Below are 19,030 nucleotides of genomic sequence, written 5' to 3'. Positions count from 1 at the left end.
TTATGAATACTTGGCTTGACGGAAACCGTGCAGCATTCGATGTGGAAACTACTGGTCGTGACCCGCGCCAAGCTCGATTAGTTAGTGCCTCGATCGTTTTAGTCGATGCCAATAATGACGTCGTTGAATCACACGAATGGCTCGCTGATCCCGGCGTCGAGATCCCTGAGGCCGTGACGCTAATCCACGGTATTAGTACCGCCCGCGCGCGAGCTGAGGGTGCCCCCATCGGTGCTGTGGTGACCGAAGTCGCCCAGGTTCTTCGTTCATATTTCGCTGCTGGAACTCCGGTTATGGCGTTCAACGCGCCTTATGATTTCACCGTATTAGCTGCCGAATGTGCTCGGATTGGTGTTTCTGCACCCACCGCTTTTCCGGTCATCGATCCTTTCGTCTTAGACAAACAAGTCGATGGGTTTCGCCGTGGAAAACGCACACTTGTCGCAATCTGCGAGCACTACAACATCCCACTGATCGATGCACATACTTCGGCAGCTGATGCACTGGCCACGATCAAGCTCGCCGAGGCGCTAGCTCGTCGCTTCCCAGAACTTTCAATTCCAGCTGAAGAGCTACACGCTCAACAAATAGTCTGGGCGGCCGAACAAGCCGCAAGCTTCCAGGAATACCTGCGCCGAACGCAAGCCGACGCCGTCGTCGATGGGCTTTGGCCGCAAGGTCAGCTCTAAAACACCATTGCGGGCAAACTCACACTCACCGGTTTTACCGTAATTGGCGAGTAATAGTTTCGCTCTGCGGCTATCGAGCATTAAAGGAAGCGCCTTGAATCGCCAAAGTTCGAATAATATTCGATGCTTAGCGGAATGTGGCGTTATAAGTTCGAAGAATCTTCACAGCTAGGATTCATGGAATACTTAAGTTCGCTTGCAACGACGTGCGCCATTGGCGACCCGCAGGCATTCCGATTCCCACAAGAGGTTCCATGATCACCATTACTGATCTCCGTAAGGTCTATCAGCAAGGCGGCCGCGAAGTGACAGCCCTCGACGGCGTCTCCTTGAGCGTGCCTAAAGGTTCGATTCACGGCATCATTGGCCACTCTGGTGCAGGGAAGTCGACGCTGGTTCGTTGCTTAACTTTACTGGACCGCCCCACATCTGGTCGGGTGGAAATCAACGGCGTGGACCTCAGCTCAGTAAGTAATAAAGAGATTCGGCAAGCACGCCGCAAAGTCGGCATGGTCTTCCAGCACGCGAATTTACTCGACTCCCGAACCGTGGCCGCTAATGTGGCTCACCCCTTAGAAATCGTCGGAACCAATAAAGCTCAGATCGATGAAAAGATTCGGCAGTTACTGCCATTGGTCGGTCTTGAAGGCTTCGAAAATGCCTATCCGGCACAACTTTCCGGTGGCCAACGCCAACGAGTTGGCATCGCCCGGGCATTGGCAGCAGACCCAGATGTGCTTCTGTGCGATGAGCCGACCTCGGCCCTAGACCCCGCCACCACCGAAGAAATCCTCGACTTAATCAAGAATCTGACCGTCCGGTTGGACCTCACCGTGGTGATCATCACGCACGAAATGCACGTAGTAAAACGGGCCTGCGATTCAGTATCTCTGCTTGAGCAAGGCAAAATCGTCGAGCACGGCTCCTTGCAGGAGATCTCCGAAAATGCTGATGGTCAACTCGCCCAGGCGCTTTTGCCGTTACCGGCGGTTGCCAACCCGGAAAACCAGATCTTGCTAGACATCGTTTTCAGCGCCCATAACGTTGGAACACCAGTGCTATCTGGACTTGCCAGAAAATTCGACATTGATGTCAATGTGATCTCCGGGAGCATCGAGCCAATTGGCGGACAACAATTCGGCCGGCTGCGCATCGGCCTATGGCCGGAAACCGATGTCGAGGCTGTTATCCGCTATTTGGAAGAGCTCGGCGTATCAGTGGGCCGACCAGGTCTAGCCCATCTCGGCGCAACCGATGAGGAGGCCTCGGCATGAGCGACTTCTTTTCCGAATTTTTCAACGATCCCGTGATCCAGAAGGCCTTACCCGAAGCCACCATCGAGACGCTGACCATGGTGGGTATCTCGGCTGTGGTGACCGTCGTCGTCGGCTTGCTTTTAGGCATTGTGCTGCATGTTTGCGCACCGGGCGGGCTTAGGCCGTTGCCAATTTTCCATCGCTTACTCTCCGAGATTATTGTCAACATCACCCGCTCGATCCCGTTTGCCATCTTGATGGTTGCGCTTATTCCGTTTACTCGGCTCATCACTGGCACCTCGCTAGGCCCCATTGCGGCTTCGGTGTCATTGTCTATCGGTACTATCCCGTTTTTCGCCCGGCTCGTTGAGACGGCGCTGCGCGATGTCAACAAGGGAAAAATCGATGCGGCCTTGGTAATGGGCTCAACAAATTATCAAGTGATCTCAAAGGTTATGGTGCGCGAAGCGATGCCTAGTTTGGTATCTGGCATCACGACGACGGTCGTGACCTTGGTCGGATATTCAGCTATGGCTGGGCTAGTAGGCGGCGGTGGCCTAGGCAAGCTTGCCTATAACTACGGATTCCAGCGTTTCCAGCCAAATGTCATGTGGGCGGTATTGGTCTTGATCGTCATTTTGGTCATTGCTATTCAGTTGATCGGCGACTTCATCGCCCGTCGTACTGATCACCGCTAATCAGCTTAGAACTACGAAAAGGGAGTACTACATGCGTAAGAAACTCGCACTTGCGGTAACGGGGATTGTGGCAGCGATTGCGCTGACGGCTTGTGGCGGCGCCGCCGCAACGTCAAGTTCGTCCGCAACTCTGGATCCAAAAAATCCAGTAACCCTCAAAGTGGGGGCAAGCCCCACCCCGCATGCCAAGATTTTGGAATTCGTCAATGAGAAGCTGGCTCCAGCAGCCGGGCTGAAGCTTGAGATCAAGGAAATCGAGGACTACCAGACCCCGAACACCGCCTTGAGTGATGGCTCCTTAGACGCAAACTTCTATCAACACCTGCCTTGGTTTAATGATCAGGTTCAAACTAAGGGCTATAAGTTCGATCACGGAGCAGGGGTGCACATTGAGCCTTATGCTGCGTTCTCCGAAAAGCACAAAGCCATTTCAGAGATCCCCGAGGGTGGCAAGATTGCCATCACTTCCGACCCTTCGAACCAGGTTCGAGCACTCAAGGTACTCCAAGTCGCCGGACTGTTGAAAGATATCGATGACAAATCGACGGCGATCACACTAACCGACGCGCAGAATCCGAAAAAGCTAAAGTTCTCCGAGAACCAGCCGGAGCTTTTGGTCAATGACCTCAAGGACCCCTCCGTGGACTTGGCACTGATCAACGGAAACTTCATCTTGGCAGCTGGTCTGTCCACTAAGAATGCGCTCGCCGTGGAGTCAATCAAAGACAATCCATATGCGAACTTCCTGGCCTGGCGCAGCGACTCCAAGGGCGATGCCCGAATCGCAAAATTGGATGAGCTGTTGCACTCCCCCGAGGTGAAGAAATACATCGAGGACACCTGGCCGAATGGCGATGTGACCCCCGCGTTCTAAACCATCTTTTCAAAAAACGCTGCACCACTTTTGGTCGCTAAAACCGTGTTTTAGCGACCAAAAGTGGTGCAGCGTTTTTCGTAGCGACCTTGAAACAACACCATTGAGCTTCAAGCGCTAGGCTGAGAAGCCAGCGAAGTTTTCCATTCTCAGGAGCGATCACCAACAGTCCGAGTGCTGAGTCAAAGCGGCCCAAGATTAAGATCGTCCATCTTGCCCCAGCTAGTTTGCACGCCTTAGCCGCTGGTGACCTGGCTGGAGCTCGCCGCAGTTCAGCTCTACCACTGAGCGAATACTTTGGCAGAGTCGAGAATCGTGGCATTTGGATTCGTCGTAGTAAGCAAGTGAGCGCAGATCCGGCCAGCGAGCCTTGGATCACCGGCATCATTCTGGATCTACAAAGTCAACAGACCGTTGGCCGCGCCGGTTACCACGGCCCTCCCGATGAGCGCGGCATGGTCGAAGTTGGTTACGAAATCGACCCTGAATTTCGTCGGAAGGGTTATGCGAAAGCGGCGCTAGAAATATTACTGGACCGTGCTTGGCGAACCCCAGAAGTAAAGGTTGTCAGGGCAAGCATCGCACCGCAAAACATCGCCTCAAACAAACCGCTTCAGCCCTATGGCTTCAGTAAAGTTGGCGAAGAAATAGATCCCGAAGGCGGACTGGAATATCAGTTCGAACTTCACCTCCACCCTTGATAACGTAAACGCTGCACCACTTTTGGTCGCTAAAACGTCGTTTTAGCGACCAAAAGTGGTGCAGCGTTGCGGAATTAGGCGTTTGGGAATTAGACGGTTGCGGCGGCAGCCGCTTTTGCCGCGGACGGCAGCGCGTCGAAGATTCGGTTCATCGCGGTATCATCGTGCGCGGCAGACAGGAACCAAGCTTCAAAAACTGACGGCGGCAAATAGACGCCAGAATCCAGCATCGAGTGGAAGAACGGCGCATACCGGAACGTTTCTTGGGCTTTCGCATCCGCATAATTGCGAACTTCAGATACCCCAAATGCAACCGAAAATAGGTTTCCAGCGCGCTGCACTGAATGCTGCACTCCCTCTGCTTCAAGCGCCCGCGACAACGCCGCTGAGAGCTCCAGCGACCGCGCATCAACTTGGTCATACACGTCAGCCGTTGCAGCTTTCAGCGTGGCGACGCCGGCAGCCATTGCCACCGGGTTCCCACTCAGCGTGCCTGCTTGATAGACCGGGCCAAATGGTGCCAAATACTCCATCACATCGGCCCGGCCGCCGAGTGCCGCCGTCGGCAATCCGCCCCCTACGACCTTGCCGAAGGTTAGCAAATCTGGCGTCCAGCCTTCAGATGCGCCCGTTAGGCCCCAATAGCCAGAAGGCCCAACCCGAAAACCTGTTAATACCTCGTCCAAAATCAACAAGGCGCCATGCTCTCGAGTGATCTGTGCCAAGCCAGCATTGAATCCGGGGGCGGGCTCAACCACACCCATATTTGCTGGTGCTGCCTCCGTGATAACTGCGGCAATCTGGCCACCGTGTACCGCAAAAACTTCGCGAACTGCTTCAAGGTCGTTGTACGGCAGCACCAAGGTTTCCGCCGCAGTAGCTTCAGTAACGCCAGCGGAACCTGGCATTGCTAGCGTCGCCAAACCAGAGCCCGCCGCGGCCAGCAAACTATCTACATGGCCGTGGTAACAACCAGCAAATTTCACGATCAGATTTCGTCCGGTGAACCCTCTAGCCAGGCGAACCGCGGTCATCGTCGCTTCGGTACCGGTGGAGACCATCCGTAGTCGCTCGACGGCGGAAACTCGTCCGAGCACGAGCTCGGCAAGCTCGGTTTCGGCCGGTGTTGACGCCCCGAAAGATAAGCCACGGTCGACGGCGGCATGCACCGCAGCGATTACCTCGGGGTGCGCGTGGCCCAAGAGCGCCGGTCCCCAGGAACAGACTAAGTCGACATAATCGCGGCCGTCCGCATCCGTAAGATAGGCACCCTGTGCTGAGGTGATGAAACGCGGCGTACCGCCCACCGAACCGAAGGCACGGACCGGTGAGTTAACTCCACCGGGCATCAGCTCGCGGGCGTGATCGAAAAGTTCTTGCGACGACGTCATGGCAGTCTCCTGGAGATCTCAAGTAGTTCGGTAACGCGCGGCTTCACGACTGAACCAAAGAGCTCAATCGAACGCATCATGGCCTCATGTGGAAGGGTTCCGTTGCTGTATTTCAGATCAAAGCGATCTACGCCAAGATTGTTTTTGAGCAGCACGATCTTTTGCGCCACCGTTTCTGGCGAACCAACGTAGAGCGCGCCTTCCGGTCCACACATCACGTCAAAGTCCTCACGACTGCCCGGGCCCCAACCACGTTCAGCGCCGATCTTATTCCGGCTAATAATCCAATGCGGAAACAATTCGTCGCGCGCTTGCTCGTCGGTTTCCGCAATGTGCCCCGGCGAGTGCGTGGCAATTTGCTGCATCGGATGGCCATACTTGACCATCGCTTCACGGTAAAGATCGACCAAAGGAGCGAATGAACGCGGCCGACCACCGATGATCGCAAAAATAATCGGATAACCGTACTGGGCACAGCGAAGTACTGATTCCGGTGTGCCACCAACTCCGATCCAGGCAGGCAATAGGTGATTTTCTAGCGGCGGATACGCCTTGAGCCCGCTAATTCCGGGCCGACTCCGGCCTTCCCAATGCATCGGTTTTTGCGATCGAGCCTGATCAAAGAGTTCCAGCTTTTCTTCGAAGAGCATTTCGTAGTCGTCGAGATCCAGCCCGAAAAGCGGAAAAGATTCGATGAACGAACCCCGGCCGAGCATGACTTCGGCACGCCAGTTTGATAAGGTGTCTACAGTGGCGAACCGCTGAAAAACACGAATCGGATCATCTGAGCTCAAAACCGTGACTGCGGAACCGAGTTTGATTTGCTCAGTCCGGGCGGCAGCAGCGGCCAAGAAAACCTCGGGAGCGGAGACCGCGAAGTCTCTGCGATGGTGCTCCCCCACCCCGAAGGAATGGAGCCCAAGCGAGTCCGCAAGCTCTGCTTGTTGCAGTAACTGGCGAAGCACCTTGGCTGGCGCCACCGCTGTGCCGTCAGCTTCCAAACCAATGTCGCCAAAGCTTATTAAGGCCTAGCAGGATCTGATCGGCCGCGACCGGATTCGTGGGGCCGCTTAAGGAGTTACTCATCGTTCTGCCAACCAATCAGCTAATTCTGTGGCCCAATAAGTCAAAATCGAATCTGCACCTGCGCGTTTGATACTCAATACCGATTCCTCAATAGCTGCTCGCCGATCGATCCAGCCGTTGGCAGCTGCCGCCTCGATCATCGCGTATTCGCCGGAGATTTGATATGCGGCAACCGGTACTGGCGAAATCGCCGCGACGTCGGCCAAAATGTCCAGGTAACTCATGGCCGGTTTCACCATCACCATATCTGCACCTTCTTGGAGGTCTAACTCAACTTCCAGCAGCGCCTCCCGGCGATTGGAAGCGTCCATCTGATACGTGCGCCGGTCGCCTTGCAACGCCGAATCAACTGCATCGCGGAACGGCCCATAAAATGCCGATCCATATTTCGCTGAATAGGCCAGCACCCCGGTCTCTTGATAACCGGCTTCGTCAAGGGCTTGCCGGATCACCGCAATTTGGCCGTCCATCATGCCAGACGGGCCGAGCAAATGCGCGCCCGCGTTAGCTTGAGCCACCGCCATCTGGGCGTAGATTTCCAGCGTGGCGTCGTTGTCCACCCGGCCCTGCTCGTCCAAGACGCCACAATGGCCATGATCGGTGAACTCGTCAAGGCAGAGATCGCTCATCACCACTAGTTCGTCGCCCACTTCGGCACGAACTTCACGGATTGATCGGTTCAGAATCCCCTGTTCAGCAATCGAACCACTGCCCATCGAATCTCGTTCGGCCGGGATGCCAAATAACATGATGCCGCCAAGGCCCTTTTCGGCAGCCTCGGCAGCAGCACGTCGTAACGAATCCGAGCTGTGTTGTACAACGCCGGGCATCGATGGAATAGGCTTCGGCTCGCGCAGGCTTTCTTTCACAAACACCGGCAAAATCAGATCAGCACGGTGCACTCGGTATTCTGCGACGAGACGACGCATTGCCGGCGTGCTGCGCAGCCTACGCGGCCGCTGGGTAGGAAAGCTCATGAGATATCCCTTTCAAAAACGCTATTCAGCACCGCTACGATGCCCTCAGGTGTCGGTTGCTCAGCGATCCCTGCCACCACAATCCCTTCGGCAGCAGCTTGTTCTGCTGTCGGTCTTCCGATGGCAATAAATTTGGTGTTCTGTAGTGGCCGCAAAGTTTCGGCGATCCGGCTTGCCGCACTGGCTGAAGCAGCCACCACAGCCTGCAGACTTCCATCAGCGATCTTCGCGCGGGCAGCGGCCAAGCTCAGCATGGGCGCAGCCACCGGTTCGACGCCGACGGCGAGCTCGGTCACCAAGCGGTTCGACGCCGGGTAATCAACCGTGCGATAGGCCGTCGTCACGCTCACCTGCGCACCAGCAGCGCGAAGCCCCTCGGCAAGTGCAGGACCTGCGACGTCGGACTGCGGCAGCCACACGGCGTTACCGTCTAATCTTGGCAAGATCGCAACAAGCCCGGCTGCGGACTGAATATCTTCCGGTGCCAAGTGCACGGTGAGACCTTCGTGTTCTAAAATTCTTCGCGAGGAAGGACCGATGGTGGCCATCCTCGTCTTCGGCGGCACCAGCTCGGCAAGCTGCAAGCCAATTTTCGCCGCTGCTGCCTTCAATGCGCGCACCGTGGTGATCGAGGAGACAACCAACCAGGAGTAATTTCCGGCCCGCAAATCTTCAACCGAGAAATCCACCGCTTCGAAGTCAATCAAGGGCAGCAACAACGGCTCCGCACCGACAGCCAAGAGCGCGGAAACCAATCCGCCAGCGCGGTCCGGGCTACGGGTGATCAACACCGAGATCCCGTGTAACGAACCCGCAAGAGGCAAAGACATCACAATAAGTCGGCAGCACCGTCGGCGAGCATTGACTCGGCCAGTTCGATACCTAATAAGGTTGCCGCGACCTCGGCGAGCCCGTCAGTAGCTTTAGCTTGCCGGATCACTCGGGAGCCGTCTAAAGAACAAATACAAGCTTCCAAACGAAGCATGCTGCCCTTGCGCTGGGCAAAGGCACCGACAGGGGCACTACAGCCAGCCTCAAGCCGGGCTAGCAATGCCCGCTCCGCGGTTACTGCTAGCCGACTGTCGGCATCGTCAATAGCGGCTAACGCTGCGGCTAATTCCGTGGGAACGTCCAGGGCGGTTTCCACGGCAAGCGCACCTTGGCCGGGGGCCGGAAGCATCACGGCGTCGTCGAAAAGCTCTGAAATTGCCGCTGAACGGCCGATCCGTCCCAGCCCGGCAGCTGCCAGCACTACCGCGTCTAGATCATTTTCCAAGCGCGCTAACCGAGTGTCTACATTCCCGCGGATATCAATAACCTCGATATCCGCACGGGCCGCTCGCAACTGGGCAGCACGTCGAGGCGAACCGGTACCAACTTTCGCACCGGTGGCCAGCTCTGCCAGTGATCGATTGGATCGCGAGCACAAAGCATCTCGCACTTCGGCGCGGGCCGGAATAGCCGCTATCTTCATGCCCGGCGCTGCCGCGGTGGGTAGGTCTTTGAGCGAGTGGACGGCAAAATCGACGCTGCCGTTAAGCACCGCTTCTCGAAGGGCGGTCACAAACACGCCAGTACCGCCCATTTGCGACAGCGGGCCGGTTAACACATCGCCATCGGTGCGAATCTGCACCAGCTCAACCTCAAAACCACCGATTGCGCTCAATTGATCGGCAATCAACTGAGATTGGGTGCGGGCCAATTTTGATCCACGCGTACCGAGCTTAAACGTTTCTACCGCCGGTCTGTTAGGCACTGGCTGCCGCCACCGTTCCGACCAAGGTGTCAGCACCAGCAATGGTGGGCTTCTCACCGCGGAAGTTCGTACAACAGCCAGGACGGCAAACGTCGTACCAGGGGCCCAGTGGCGTCATCGCTGGACGATCAGCAATGTTATTCGCCAGGGTACGTTCGCAGACCAAATCAACCAATCCGGCCACAAATTTCTGATGCGTTCCCGGCGTGGGTACTCGGTCAAAGGCCATATTCAGTTTCTCGGCGGTCTCTTTTGCCTCGGTGTCTAGATCCCAGACAACTTCCATATGGTCGCTGACGAAACCCAAGGGAACCACGACGACGCCGCGTACGCCCTGCTCAGCAAGCTCTTCCATTGCGTCGCTAATGTCGGGTTCCAACCACGGTACATGCGGTGCCCCAGAACGCGATTGATAGACAAGCGACCAATCCGTGGGCTCAGCCGATGCAGCATCTACTTGTGCCATCACCGCGGTAGCAGCGGCAAGATGCTGGGCAACATACGCGGAGCCTTCAGCGAACTCGCGAGGCTCCTCGGCGGAGTTGCCAGCTGCTTCTGCGTCGCGAGTAGGGATTGAGTGCGTTGCAAACAGAACGTGAATTTTTTCATCGGAAGATAACTCGGAGCGCACTTTGGCCAAGCCCGCGGTGGTGCCTTCGATGAAGGGTTCAACGAAACCAGGATGATCGAAGTATTGCCGGACTTTGTCCACTTCAAGTTTGCCGTCCAAGCCAGAGTCAACCAAGGCCATACCCAAGTCTTCTCGGTACTGTCGGCAGGACGAATAGCAAGAGTAGGCACTCGTGGTGACCGTGAGGATTCGGCGATGACCGGCGTCGTAGGCTTCTTGAAGCACCTCAGGAATGTAGGGATCCCAATTTCGGTTGCCCCAAAGCACCGGCAGTTCAATGCCGCGAGCAGCAAGCTCGGTCTCAAGCGCCAGTTTCAATGCACGGTTTTGCTCGTTGATTGGGCTGATCCCACCAAACGCCCGATAGTGGTGCGAAACCTCTTCAAGACGTTCGTCCGGGATGCCTCGACCTCTGGTGACATTACGCAGAAACGGAATGACGTCATCTTGACCTTCAGGACCGCCAAAAGACGCGAGCAAAATTGCGTCGTAGTCTTTGGCCGCCATTCGGCCGCGCTCGGTAATGGCATTTTTGCTCATAGGGCTGATGCTCATTGCAATACCTCAGCGATCTCAGCAGCGTTGATCCGCCGCCCGGTGTAAAACGGAACTTCTTCACGGACGTGCATTCTGGCATCGGTGGCCCGCAGGTGACGCATCAGATCCACAAGTTCCACGACGTCGTCCGCTTCCAATCCGAGCAGCCATTCCCAGTCGCCCAAGGCAAACGAAGAGACCGTGTTTGCCAGTACTCCTGGGAAGTCCCGGCCCAGCATGCCGTGTTCGCGAAGCATCCGTCCGCGATCTTCGTTCGGCAAAATGTACCACTCGTATGAGCGTACGAACGGGTAAACACAAACCCACTTCTTGGGTTCGATTCCGGCGCGCATGTAGGTAGGAATGTGGTTCTTCGCAAACTCAGCTTCACGGTGTACGCCCATCGCTGACCAAGTGATCTCGGTGTTGGCAAAAAGCTCGGTGCGCCGAATGTCGCGAACAGCCTGCTGCAGGCCTTCTGCGCTTGGCCCAACCAGCCAAATCATCACATCGGCATCATTGCGCATCGCCGAGACGTCGTAGGCACCACGCAAGGTAATCCCTTGGCTCGACAAGCGGTCAATCACCTCATCGAAAGCGCCAACCTTGCCGTTCCCAACGGTCGGCTGGCCTGTCCGCTTCACCACAGTCCACAACGTGAACGGGGTGTTCGAAGGATCGATCTCAACAGTTTTACTGACAGATTCTGCCAAAGTGTCGCTCATGGCTAACAGTCTGCTCCTCACCGGCTTTAATGTCTAAACGAAATGATTCTACAAGGCGTAGAAGTTACTAAAGTCACACCAGACGTAGCGCTTGCACCCTGGCGTCCGCGATCACTGAAACCAGGCCATTTCCTGCCAACCAAGCGCCAGTTACGCAAAGACCGTCAATGTTTTCAACGGCAGCCCGGAAAGCCTCAATCTTGCTTGCCCGACCTAGACCCGCGGCCGAAACTGAACTGGTCCACTCGATCAAGTCCCAGTCCAAAACGTCTTCTTCCTGAATTTCTAGGCCCAGCAAGGTCGAAGCATCGGTGAGCGCCTGAGCAAGATCAACAGGCGCCGCAGCAGAGTCCTCTGCCCCCGAACTAGCTACCGGGTAGGAAAGCCGCAGCACGTGCGTGCCCGGGCCCTCTTCATCAGCCAGCCACGGCCATTTCACCGTAGCGTGCGTGAGCGCCTTGGCGCGTACGCCAGGCACCAATGGCGAAACCAACACACCGGTACCACGCGGAGCAGCGTCCAATTCAGGCAGATCAACAACAACTGTGACGAGCGCCAACACCTTAGCTTCTGGCTGGCCAAATTCTTCCGCTTCCGGCACGATTTCGCGGATCAAATCCAAGGCAGCAGCAGCTTCGGTAGCCAGCACCACCTTGTCTACTTCCAGCTCCGCGTCCGGGATGCTGAGGTGCCAAGCGGTGCCGGTCGGTCGAATCGAGCCGACCTTGGTCTCGCACTTGATCTGTACGCCCAGTTCTTCGAGTTCGGTGCGCAGGGCGCGAGCGATTTGGAATACTCCGCCGCGCAAACCGCCCACAGCTGATCCTGGCTTGACTCGCCCGGCTGGTGTTTTGAGGGCTGCCACAGCAGCTGCGAGCGAACCGTGTTCACGCAACGCTGCGCGCAGGCCCGGCAGAGCTACATCCGGGTCCAGCTCTTCTGCAGAACTCGAATAGACGCCGCCAATAACCGGCGTAACTAGACGATCGAGCACGGTCTGGCCCATTCGGGCACGGACAAGATCCGCAACGGTCCTAGCTTTTGCACCCACTCCTCGTGGCAAATTCCCGTCTAATTTGGCGCGCAATAACCCGGTGCGCCCTAATACTTCACGCAGGATCGGGTCATCTAAATCGCCAGGAATTCCCAAAATTGCGACTTTCGGCAACGGAGTTGCTTTTGGCTGACCCTTGCCCTCTGCGTATTCGAGCCAAGCTCCCACCGGATTCGGATCAACAAGCTGGTCGGCCAAACCGAGTTGGGTGGCCAACTCAGCAAAGTCATTGCCTCGTTTGGCGTAGCTTTCTGCGCCGGCATCTAAAACCAGCCCGCCCACCTCATGCGCAGACACGGGGCCGCCTACTTCAACACCAGCTTCAAGCAGTGTCACCGCAAAATCAGCATTGGCCAACTCGCGCGCGGCGACCAATCCCGCCATTCCACCACCAATTACCGCAACCGTCTTGCGCGGTACGGAAAAGGTTTTGTCCGTACTAGATCCGTCTGTCATGGCGTTCAGCTCCCAGTTTCTCCGGCCAGCTTCTGCTGGCTAAGCGCTCTGATCGTCAGTGCGGACCGGATCAACGGAATGCACTAGTTCAACGATACGACTCAGCACCGACGGATCAGTCTCTGGCGGCACCCCATGGCCCAAATTAACGACGTTTCCGGGCGCAGATTCGCCGCGCCGCAACACATCCAAAATGTGCGCTTCGAGCACCGGCCACGGCGCGGGAAGCAATGCGGGGTCGATATTTCCTTGCAGCGGAGTCATACCCCCGAGGCGGCGATTCGCTTCATCCAGCGGCAGTCGGTAGTCAACGCCAATAACATCCACACCAACGTCCCGCATCGCCAACAAAAGTTCGGATGTGCCAGTGCCAAAATGAATAAGCGGTGCGCCCAGGTCGCGAACATGGTCCAAAGCCTGTTTCGACGCCGGCGCCACGTGAGTTTGGTAGTCGGAGAGCCCTAAAGATCCCGCCCAAGAATCAAAAAGCTGCGCCGCACTAGCGCCTGCTTCCAGCTGCGCACGCAAAAACATTCCCGAGGCATCGGCTGCCCAGGCGGCGAGCTCCTGCCACGCCTGTGGATCTGCATGCATCATGGTGCGTGGCCCTAAATGATCTCGGGAAGGCTTGCCCTCCACCATGTAGGCAGCGAGCGTGAACGGTGCGCCCGCGAAACCGATAAGGGGCGTGTTGCCCAATTCAGCAACCGTCAAAGCAACAGCCTGCCGGATCGGTTCAAGTGAATCTTCCGTGAGCTTTGGCAGTGCCCGAACATCAGCAAGGGTTCGAACCGGCTTTTCCAGCACCGGCCCCACTCCTGGCACGATGTCTACGCCGACGCCGGCCAGCTTCAGCGGAATAACAATGTCGGAGAAAAAGATCGCCGCATCAACATCGTGCCTGCGCACCGGCTGCAAAGTAATCTCGCTGGCCAGATCTGGCTTCAGGCACGAGTCCAACATCGAGATGCCTTCGCGGACTTTCCGGTATTCGGGCAGCGAACGGCCGGCTTGGCGCATGAACCACACCGGACGGCGACTCGGGGTCTTTCCCGAGTAGGCCATAATCAGTGGTGATTCAGTCGTACGTCCATCGATCAACGGATGGCTGGAATTCAGCGTCATGACTTCGATTCTGCCGGTGGTTTCGTCGCTAAGATAACGACACCCTGTCAATTTTCTGGTGAGGCAAGCCTTTCTATTCTACAAGGCTACGAAATCGTAGGATATGAACGTTGTGGTTCTCTTTTCTCTGGTAGCGACTCACGCTGACATCGACTTGGAAACCGTCGCCCGATTGAGCGCCGGCTCTGCAGCCGTATCCACTTCCACTGTGGTTTTAGCCACCTGCAATCGCTTCGAGATCTACTCAGCGGCAGAAAACCCCGCGACCGCCCGCGCCGAAATGGAAGCCGCACTGGCCCATGCAACCGGTTTTGCGCCGTCGTTAGTTTCATCTTCTTTCAAGCTTTTGACCGGGACCGACGTCGCTAAGCACCTTTTCGCGGTGGCTTCAGGTTTGGACTCTGCTGTGGTGGGCGAACGCGAAATTGCTGGCCAAGTTCGCCGCGCACTCATTGACGCGCAAACTGCGTTCCCCGTACCGGGGCCGCTGGTACGACTTTTCCAAACAGCTTCGCGGACCGCCAAAGATGTTGGTTCACAAACTGCTCTTGGCAGCCAGGGGCGCTCGATTGTCTCGGTCGCCTTGGACCTTGCTGGCGATTCATCGGCTACCGCCTGGGATCAGCGCAAGGCCGTCGTCTTCGGCACCGGCGCTTACGCTGGCGTGACCATGGCCTTACTTCGCGAACGCGGTGTGAGCGATCTCAGCGTCTATTCCTCATCAGGCCGAGCAGCAGATTTCGTCGCCTCAAGGGGCGGCACCGCAGCGGAGTCGCTTGAAGAAGCTTTGGGCTCAGCAGATTTAGTCATCGGCTGCAGTGGTTCTGATCAGCGGGTTAGCGCAGAGACTCTGGCAGATATTCGACGCCGCACCGGCACCGCCGGCGAACCGTTATCAGTGATTGACCTGGCTTTGAGCCGGGACTTTGATCCGGCGATTACCGAACTTCCCGGCGTTGAACTCTTGACGCTAGAAACTGTTCGCTTGGCAGCCCCTTCCGAGCAAGAATCAGCTTTGCTACAGACCCAAGTGATCGTTTCGCGGGCCGCCGCCGATTTTGAACTGTCAATTGCCACTCGAAGTGTAGATACCGCGATTGTCGCCCTGCGTAAGCACACCATGGCCGTGCTGGATGCCGAGATGGAACGCGTCCGCGCTCAGCATGGTTGCACCGCAGCCGCTGAAGAAGTCGAATTCGCGCTGCGTCGGATGGTCAAACAGCTTTTGCACGGTCCTACGGTTCGAGCACGGGAACTGGCCGCCGCCGGCCAACAGGCTGAATACATCGCAGCACTTCAATCTTTGTACGGCATTGAACTGGAGTCCCCCACTCCAGCAGCCCAGCCAGTCGAATCAATTCCAGCGGTTGAACCGGCATCCTGCCCGGTTAACCACAACGCTGTTGATCGTAGCCAATCAGCCTGAAGTTTCGACCTTCCGGCAACTAAGAAACCAGATGGATAGTTCTGCCCATAGGCAGATTCCTCACCGTTAGCTATTGTTTAACACAATCGATAGCTAATTCTGGGGGACGATATGACTGAGATGCTTGGAGCCAACCCAGCAGAGCTCCGCTTACTTGCAGCGGATATGGAAAAATCCGCAACCAGCTTCGATTCAGCAAGAACCCAGCTTGCCAGCACGTTCAATTCAATCCGTTGGCGTGGTCCCGATGCAGCGCACTCGATAGACGGCTTCCACAACCGACAGTTGCCACAACTGGTCAGCGCCGTAAGCCTGTTGCGGGACTGTGCCAAAAAACTTCGAAATAATGCCGATGAACAAGAAAAAAGCCAGTTCCGTTGACAGCCTGAGCAGCTCAAACGGCGCAGGCGGCAGTTCAACCTCAGGCAATAGTTCCGGGCGTCCGCCCTACGTCTGTTCCCCTTCCAATCGCGCCGCCATTCCCCGGCGGAAAACCTGATGGCAGCGTCTCGATCAAACACGGCAAAGATTCCGACAGTGTCACGGTAACCAATTCGAATTCGGTCGACGGAAAACAACCGCTGGCCAAAATCCCGGGGCTGGGCGGTCTGGATCCGGAAAAGTTTAAAGTTGGCGGCAGCATTAAAAACGTAGCCAGTGTTGGCGTGGAGATTGGACATACCGATACCACCACGAGCTTCAAAGTCACCAGCACGGTAGAGACAGAAGCCAAAGGCTCCATCGATCTCAAACGCTTCGGCCTCAGTGGTTCATTATCTGATGGTCAAAAGTTCGAATATAAAGGCACGGTGCCCAAGGGTACCGATCCCCTAAGTATCAATCCCAACGATTCGGCCACCTGGCCACCCGGGACCACCGTGCAGGTTGATAGCTCAGATTCTTCCACCCAAGGTATGGGCATCAAATACGGCGCTTTGGGCCTTGATAGCAATGTTTCTTCTTCAGACGGAACCTCGCAGATAATTGCCAAAAATCCGGACGGCAAAGTTTCGGTCATGACCGGGCCCACCAACAACATCACCAATAGCGCAACGCTTTCACTGGGCCTCGACGAAATCAAAGCTTCCATTGGTGCCAGCAAATCCCTCACAGATACCACGCTCAACTCCGCGACTTTTGACCCGAACACCCCTCAAGGTCAGGCCGCGATTAATGACTATATGAGCAGCGGCAAGATCCCCAGCAATGACGGTCCTGGCGTAAGAAATTTGGCTACGGTAACTAAAGTCACTTACACCTCAGGTACCGAAGCCGGCATCAAAATCGGCCCGCTTGAGCTTGGCGGCAAAGGAGAGGATTACACGTCCTCGATGGTCAGCACGAAATACGGCGATGGCTATTCGGACCAGTTGGTCAACGTACACAGTCCTGGCTCCCCGGACATGGCTATCACGTCAAAGTTCGACCAAGGCGGAAACTTGGTTCCGGGCTCCGGAAACTACAGCTACCAAATGAACAACATTTCAAATCTTGATGCCCAAATTCTCAACACCAAGTCCTACTCGGGGATCAACGGCGGCGGTTTCAAGCCTGGAGACAACATCACAGTGAACCTGACCGCACAACAGCTGGCTACTTTCCAGGACACGGCAAAAGCAGCACATCAAAATATCACCCAGTACACGGGCGATTCTTCAGTCCTGGGCTTGAGCTCGGATTACAAACCAGACCAGTTCGCCGTGCAAATCCAAACTGCTGGCGGGAACGGTCAAAGCTTGCTGCAATCGATCGCGGGGGCAAATCAGCAAGCCAACAACCTCGAACAAGGCAACCCGCGAGAGTTCCCCGGATCAGTCACCAAACGCTAAAGTTCCAAACCGCCAGCCACGCTGAAAACGGAGTGGAAACCTGCCTGACGCAAGGCAAGTGCTGCGACGGCGGAGCGCAATCCTGTCCGGCAAAACAACACCAAAGCAACGCCGTCGGGACGTTCAGGCAAAAGTGAATAGTCGCCCGAGTCAAGAAGCGTCTTCGGCAGCAAAATTGCGCCTGGCAGCACCGCGAGTGCAGTTTCCGCCGGAGTTCGGACGTCAATCATTTGATAACTATTCGGCGCAAGATCCGCAAGCCTGATTGCCACTGACTCTGGCATCGAGACTCCGCAAAACTCGTCGTAATCAATGAGCTCAGTAACCGCCGCGCGCTGCGGATCTGGACGCACCGTGATCGTACGCCACGAGCTCTCCAGCTGATCAAAAATCTGTAGCTTACCTAATAGTGACGTGCCGGCCCCGGTAATAAGTTTGATCGCTTCCCCGGCCATGACCGAGCCGATTACTCCGCAAAGCATGCCGAAAACGCCAGCCTCTGAACAGGACGGTACCGAATCCGGCGCGGGTGGCTCTGGAAAAATATCCCGATAAGTGGGCCCCTGCCCGGCCCAAAATACCGAGACTTGGCCGTCGAAGCGCAAAATTGAACCCCAGACAAGCGGTTTAGCCAAGATTTCGCAGGCATCTGAAACCAAATATCTGGTGGCAAAATTATCTGAACCATCAAGCACAAGGTCATACTCGGCAAAAATCTGCAAGGCGTTCTGAGCGGTCAATCGGCTCTGATAGGACTGCACCGAAACTAACGGGTTGAGAGCGGCCACCTGCTCAGCGGCCGAATCAACCTTTGCTTGGCCTAGCGCAGAAGTGCTGTGCAGAACTTGGCGTTGCAGATTGCTCACATCGACGACGTCGTCGTCAATGATCCCGATAGTGCCCACACCGGCCGCGGCTAGATACGCAATTGCTGGCGAGCCCAAGCCACCAGCACCAATCAGCAGAACTTTGGCGTTCTTCAGTTTTCGCTGACCCAGAACACCAACTTCTGGCAGCAAAAGGTGCCGTGAATAGCGGTGCATTTCTAAATCGGTAAGTTCAGCATCAGGTTGGACGAGAACAGGTAGATCCACATCAGTTGGCCAGGACATGGTTCAAATCTATCCGCATTTCCGCGACGGCGATGTTACCGCCCAGTAGGATGTACGGAGCACGTTAAGGAGATGCGATGACCGAAGATATCCGCACTAGACCAGCAAGGCTTCCCCGAGAAGAGCGCCGCGCCCAATTACTGCTGGCCGCCCAAGAAGTCTTTGTTGCTCACGGATTCCATGGTGCTGCGATGGACGAAATCGCGATTGCTGCCCAAGTTTCAAAACCGGTGCTCTACCAACACTTCCCGTCGAAGCGAGATCTGTATTTAGCGCTTTTGGATCAACAATTGGCTGAGCTAACCAAACGCATGCTCACCGCACTAGCTTCAACGGACGACAACAAGTATCGAGTACAGGCCACCATCAAGGCGTATTTCGAGTTCGTCTCCAAGGACGATCAGGCGCATCGACTGATCTTCGAAAATGATCTGGTCAACGATCCTGAAGTTGCCGCAAAAATTGAGCTGTTCAACGCAACGTACGCCAATGCGATCGCGGGCGTCTTTGTGCATGACACAGCGTTAGATGACAAAGAAGCTACTTTATTGGCCCGCGCGCTGGCGGGTTTGTCTAACGTAAGTGCCCGGTATCGGGTTGAAAACGACGGCGAAATTGAGCTGGATCGGGCCGTTCAATTGATTTACCGTTTAGCTTGGCGCGGAATCAGCCGATTCCCCAAGGAGCCCACGGCTGAAGGAAGCTAG

General features: G+C 56.1%; 18 protein-coding genes and 1 pseudogene. 9 read left to right on the top strand and 10 right to left on the bottom strand.

Features of this window, described 5'->3' with window-relative positions:
• The first annotated feature begins 2 nt into the window (after positions 1–2).
• From RSAL33209_RS05340 to RSAL33209_RS05320, 5 genes are all read left to right on the top strand, one after another.
• Positions 3–689, top strand: coding sequence for a 3'-5' exonuclease (locus tag RSAL33209_RS05340; protein ID WP_012244656.1), 687 nt, complete (start codon positions 3–5; stop codon positions 687–689).
• 254 nt (positions 690–943) lie between these two features.
• Entirely contained in the window at positions 944–1,963 is a 1,020-nt protein-coding gene (locus RSAL33209_RS05335) for a methionine ABC transporter ATP-binding protein (protein WP_041684498.1), read from the top strand.
• Positions 1,960–2,643: a methionine ABC transporter permease gene (locus RSAL33209_RS05330; RefSeq protein WP_012244654.1), complete on the top strand. Its 684-nt coding sequence runs from the start codon at positions 1,960–1,962 to the stop codon at positions 2,641–2,643. Before RSAL33209_RS05335 ends, RSAL33209_RS05330 begins: the two co-directional genes overlap by 4 nt.
• 31 nt (positions 2,644–2,674) lie before the next feature.
• Positions 2,675–3,517, top strand: coding sequence for a MetQ/NlpA family ABC transporter substrate-binding protein (locus tag RSAL33209_RS05325; RefSeq protein WP_012244653.1), 843 nt, complete (start codon positions 2,675–2,677; stop codon positions 3,515–3,517).
• Between the two features lie 227 nt (positions 3,518–3,744).
• Positions 3,745–4,218: a GNAT family N-acetyltransferase gene (locus tag RSAL33209_RS05320; RefSeq protein ID WP_012244652.1), complete on the top strand. Its 474-nt coding sequence runs from the start codon at positions 3,745–3,747 to the stop codon at positions 4,216–4,218.
• An 89-nt stretch (positions 4,219–4,307) separates the two neighbouring features.
• On the opposite strand, the gene hemL is transcribed toward RSAL33209_RS05320, so the two are convergent.
• The 9 genes and pseudogenes from hemL to hemE all read right to left on the bottom strand — a co-directional run bounded on the left by hemL (position 4,308) and on the right by hemE (position 13,956).
• On the bottom strand, positions 4,308–5,609 hold the full coding sequence (gene hemL, locus RSAL33209_RS05315; RefSeq protein ID WP_012244651.1) for a glutamate-1-semialdehyde 2,1-aminomutase: 1,302 nt from the start codon (positions 5,607–5,609) through the stop codon (positions 4,308–4,310).
• Positions 5,606–6,695 (bottom strand): annotated as a pseudogene (locus RSAL33209_RS05310) (LLM class flavin-dependent oxidoreductase). The gene hemL and the pseudogene RSAL33209_RS05310 overlap by 4 nt, the downstream one beginning before the upstream one ends.
• On the bottom strand, positions 6,692–7,672 hold the full coding sequence (gene hemB / locus RSAL33209_RS05305; RefSeq protein WP_012244649.1) for a porphobilinogen synthase: 981 nt from the start codon (positions 7,670–7,672) through the stop codon (positions 6,692–6,694). The pseudogene RSAL33209_RS05310 and the gene hemB overlap by 4 nt, the downstream one beginning before the upstream one ends.
• Complete coding sequence (locus RSAL33209_RS05300; protein ID WP_233496578.1) at positions 7,669–8,463, bottom strand: uroporphyrinogen-III synthase; 795 nt, start codon at positions 8,461–8,463, stop codon at positions 7,669–7,671. Before RSAL33209_RS05300 ends, hemB begins: the two co-directional genes overlap by 4 nt.
• 38 nt (positions 8,464–8,501) lie before the next feature.
• Positions 8,502–9,428: a hydroxymethylbilane synthase gene (hemC, locus tag RSAL33209_RS05295; protein ID WP_041684492.1), complete on the bottom strand. Its 927-nt coding sequence runs from the start codon at positions 9,426–9,428 to the stop codon at positions 8,502–8,504.
• Positions 9,421–10,614, bottom strand: coding sequence for a ferrochelatase (locus tag RSAL33209_RS05290; RefSeq protein WP_012244646.1), 1,194 nt, complete (start codon positions 10,612–10,614; stop codon positions 9,421–9,423). Before RSAL33209_RS05290 ends, hemC begins: the two co-directional genes overlap by 8 nt.
• Positions 10,611–11,321, bottom strand: coding sequence for a hydrogen peroxide-dependent heme synthase (gene hemQ / locus RSAL33209_RS05285; protein WP_041684490.1), 711 nt, complete (start codon positions 11,319–11,321; stop codon positions 10,611–10,613). Before hemQ ends, RSAL33209_RS05290 begins: the two co-directional genes overlap by 4 nt.
• A gap of 73 nt (positions 11,322–11,394) precedes the next feature.
• Entirely contained in the window at positions 11,395–12,831 is a 1,437-nt protein-coding gene (locus tag RSAL33209_RS05280; RefSeq protein WP_012244644.1) for a protoporphyrinogen/coproporphyrinogen oxidase, read from the bottom strand.
• 39 nt (positions 12,832–12,870) lie between these two features.
• Positions 12,871–13,956, bottom strand: a complete 1,086-nt coding sequence (hemE, locus tag RSAL33209_RS05275; protein ID WP_049758842.1) for a uroporphyrinogen decarboxylase — start codon at positions 13,954–13,956, stop codon at positions 12,871–12,873.
• Between the two features lie 112 nt (positions 13,957–14,068).
• On the opposite strand from hemE, the gene RSAL33209_RS05270 reads away from it, so the two are divergent.
• From RSAL33209_RS05270 to RSAL33209_RS05260, 3 genes are all read left to right on the top strand, one after another.
• Entirely contained in the window at positions 14,069–15,382 is a 1,314-nt protein-coding gene (locus RSAL33209_RS05270; protein ID WP_041685237.1) for a glutamyl-tRNA reductase, read from the top strand.
• Positions 15,383–15,493: 111 nt separating this feature from the next.
• Positions 15,494–15,763: a WXG100 family type VII secretion target gene (locus RSAL33209_RS05265; protein WP_012244641.1), complete on the top strand. Its 270-nt coding sequence runs from the start codon at positions 15,494–15,496 to the stop codon at positions 15,761–15,763.
• Between the two features lie 284 nt (positions 15,764–16,047).
• Positions 16,048–17,211: a hypothetical protein gene (locus RSAL33209_RS05260; RefSeq protein WP_012244640.1), complete on the top strand. Its 1,164-nt coding sequence runs from the start codon at positions 16,048–16,050 to the stop codon at positions 17,209–17,211.
• Here the strand turns inward: RSAL33209_RS05260 and moeB are convergent.
• Positions 17,208–18,323, bottom strand: coding sequence for a molybdopterin-synthase adenylyltransferase MoeB (gene moeB, locus RSAL33209_RS05255; protein ID WP_012244639.1), 1,116 nt, complete (start codon positions 18,321–18,323; stop codon positions 17,208–17,210). The two genes, RSAL33209_RS05260 and moeB, sit on opposite strands and share 4 nt — an antisense overlap.
• Positions 18,324–18,400: 77 nt before the next feature.
• Here moeB and RSAL33209_RS05250 point away from each other — a divergent pair, with 77 nt between their 5' ends.
• Complete coding sequence (locus RSAL33209_RS05250; protein WP_012244638.1) at positions 18,401–19,030, top strand: TetR/AcrR family transcriptional regulator; 630 nt, start codon at positions 18,401–18,403, stop codon at positions 19,028–19,030.

Origin of the sequence: Renibacterium salmoninarum ATCC 33209, assembly GCF_000018885.1 — a bacterium.
Classification (GTDB): Bacteria; Actinomycetota; Actinomycetes; order Actinomycetales; family Micrococcaceae; genus Renibacterium; species Renibacterium salmoninarum.
Note: the sequence above shows the minus strand (reverse complement) of the source record. Positions and strands in the feature narration are given on the sequence as shown.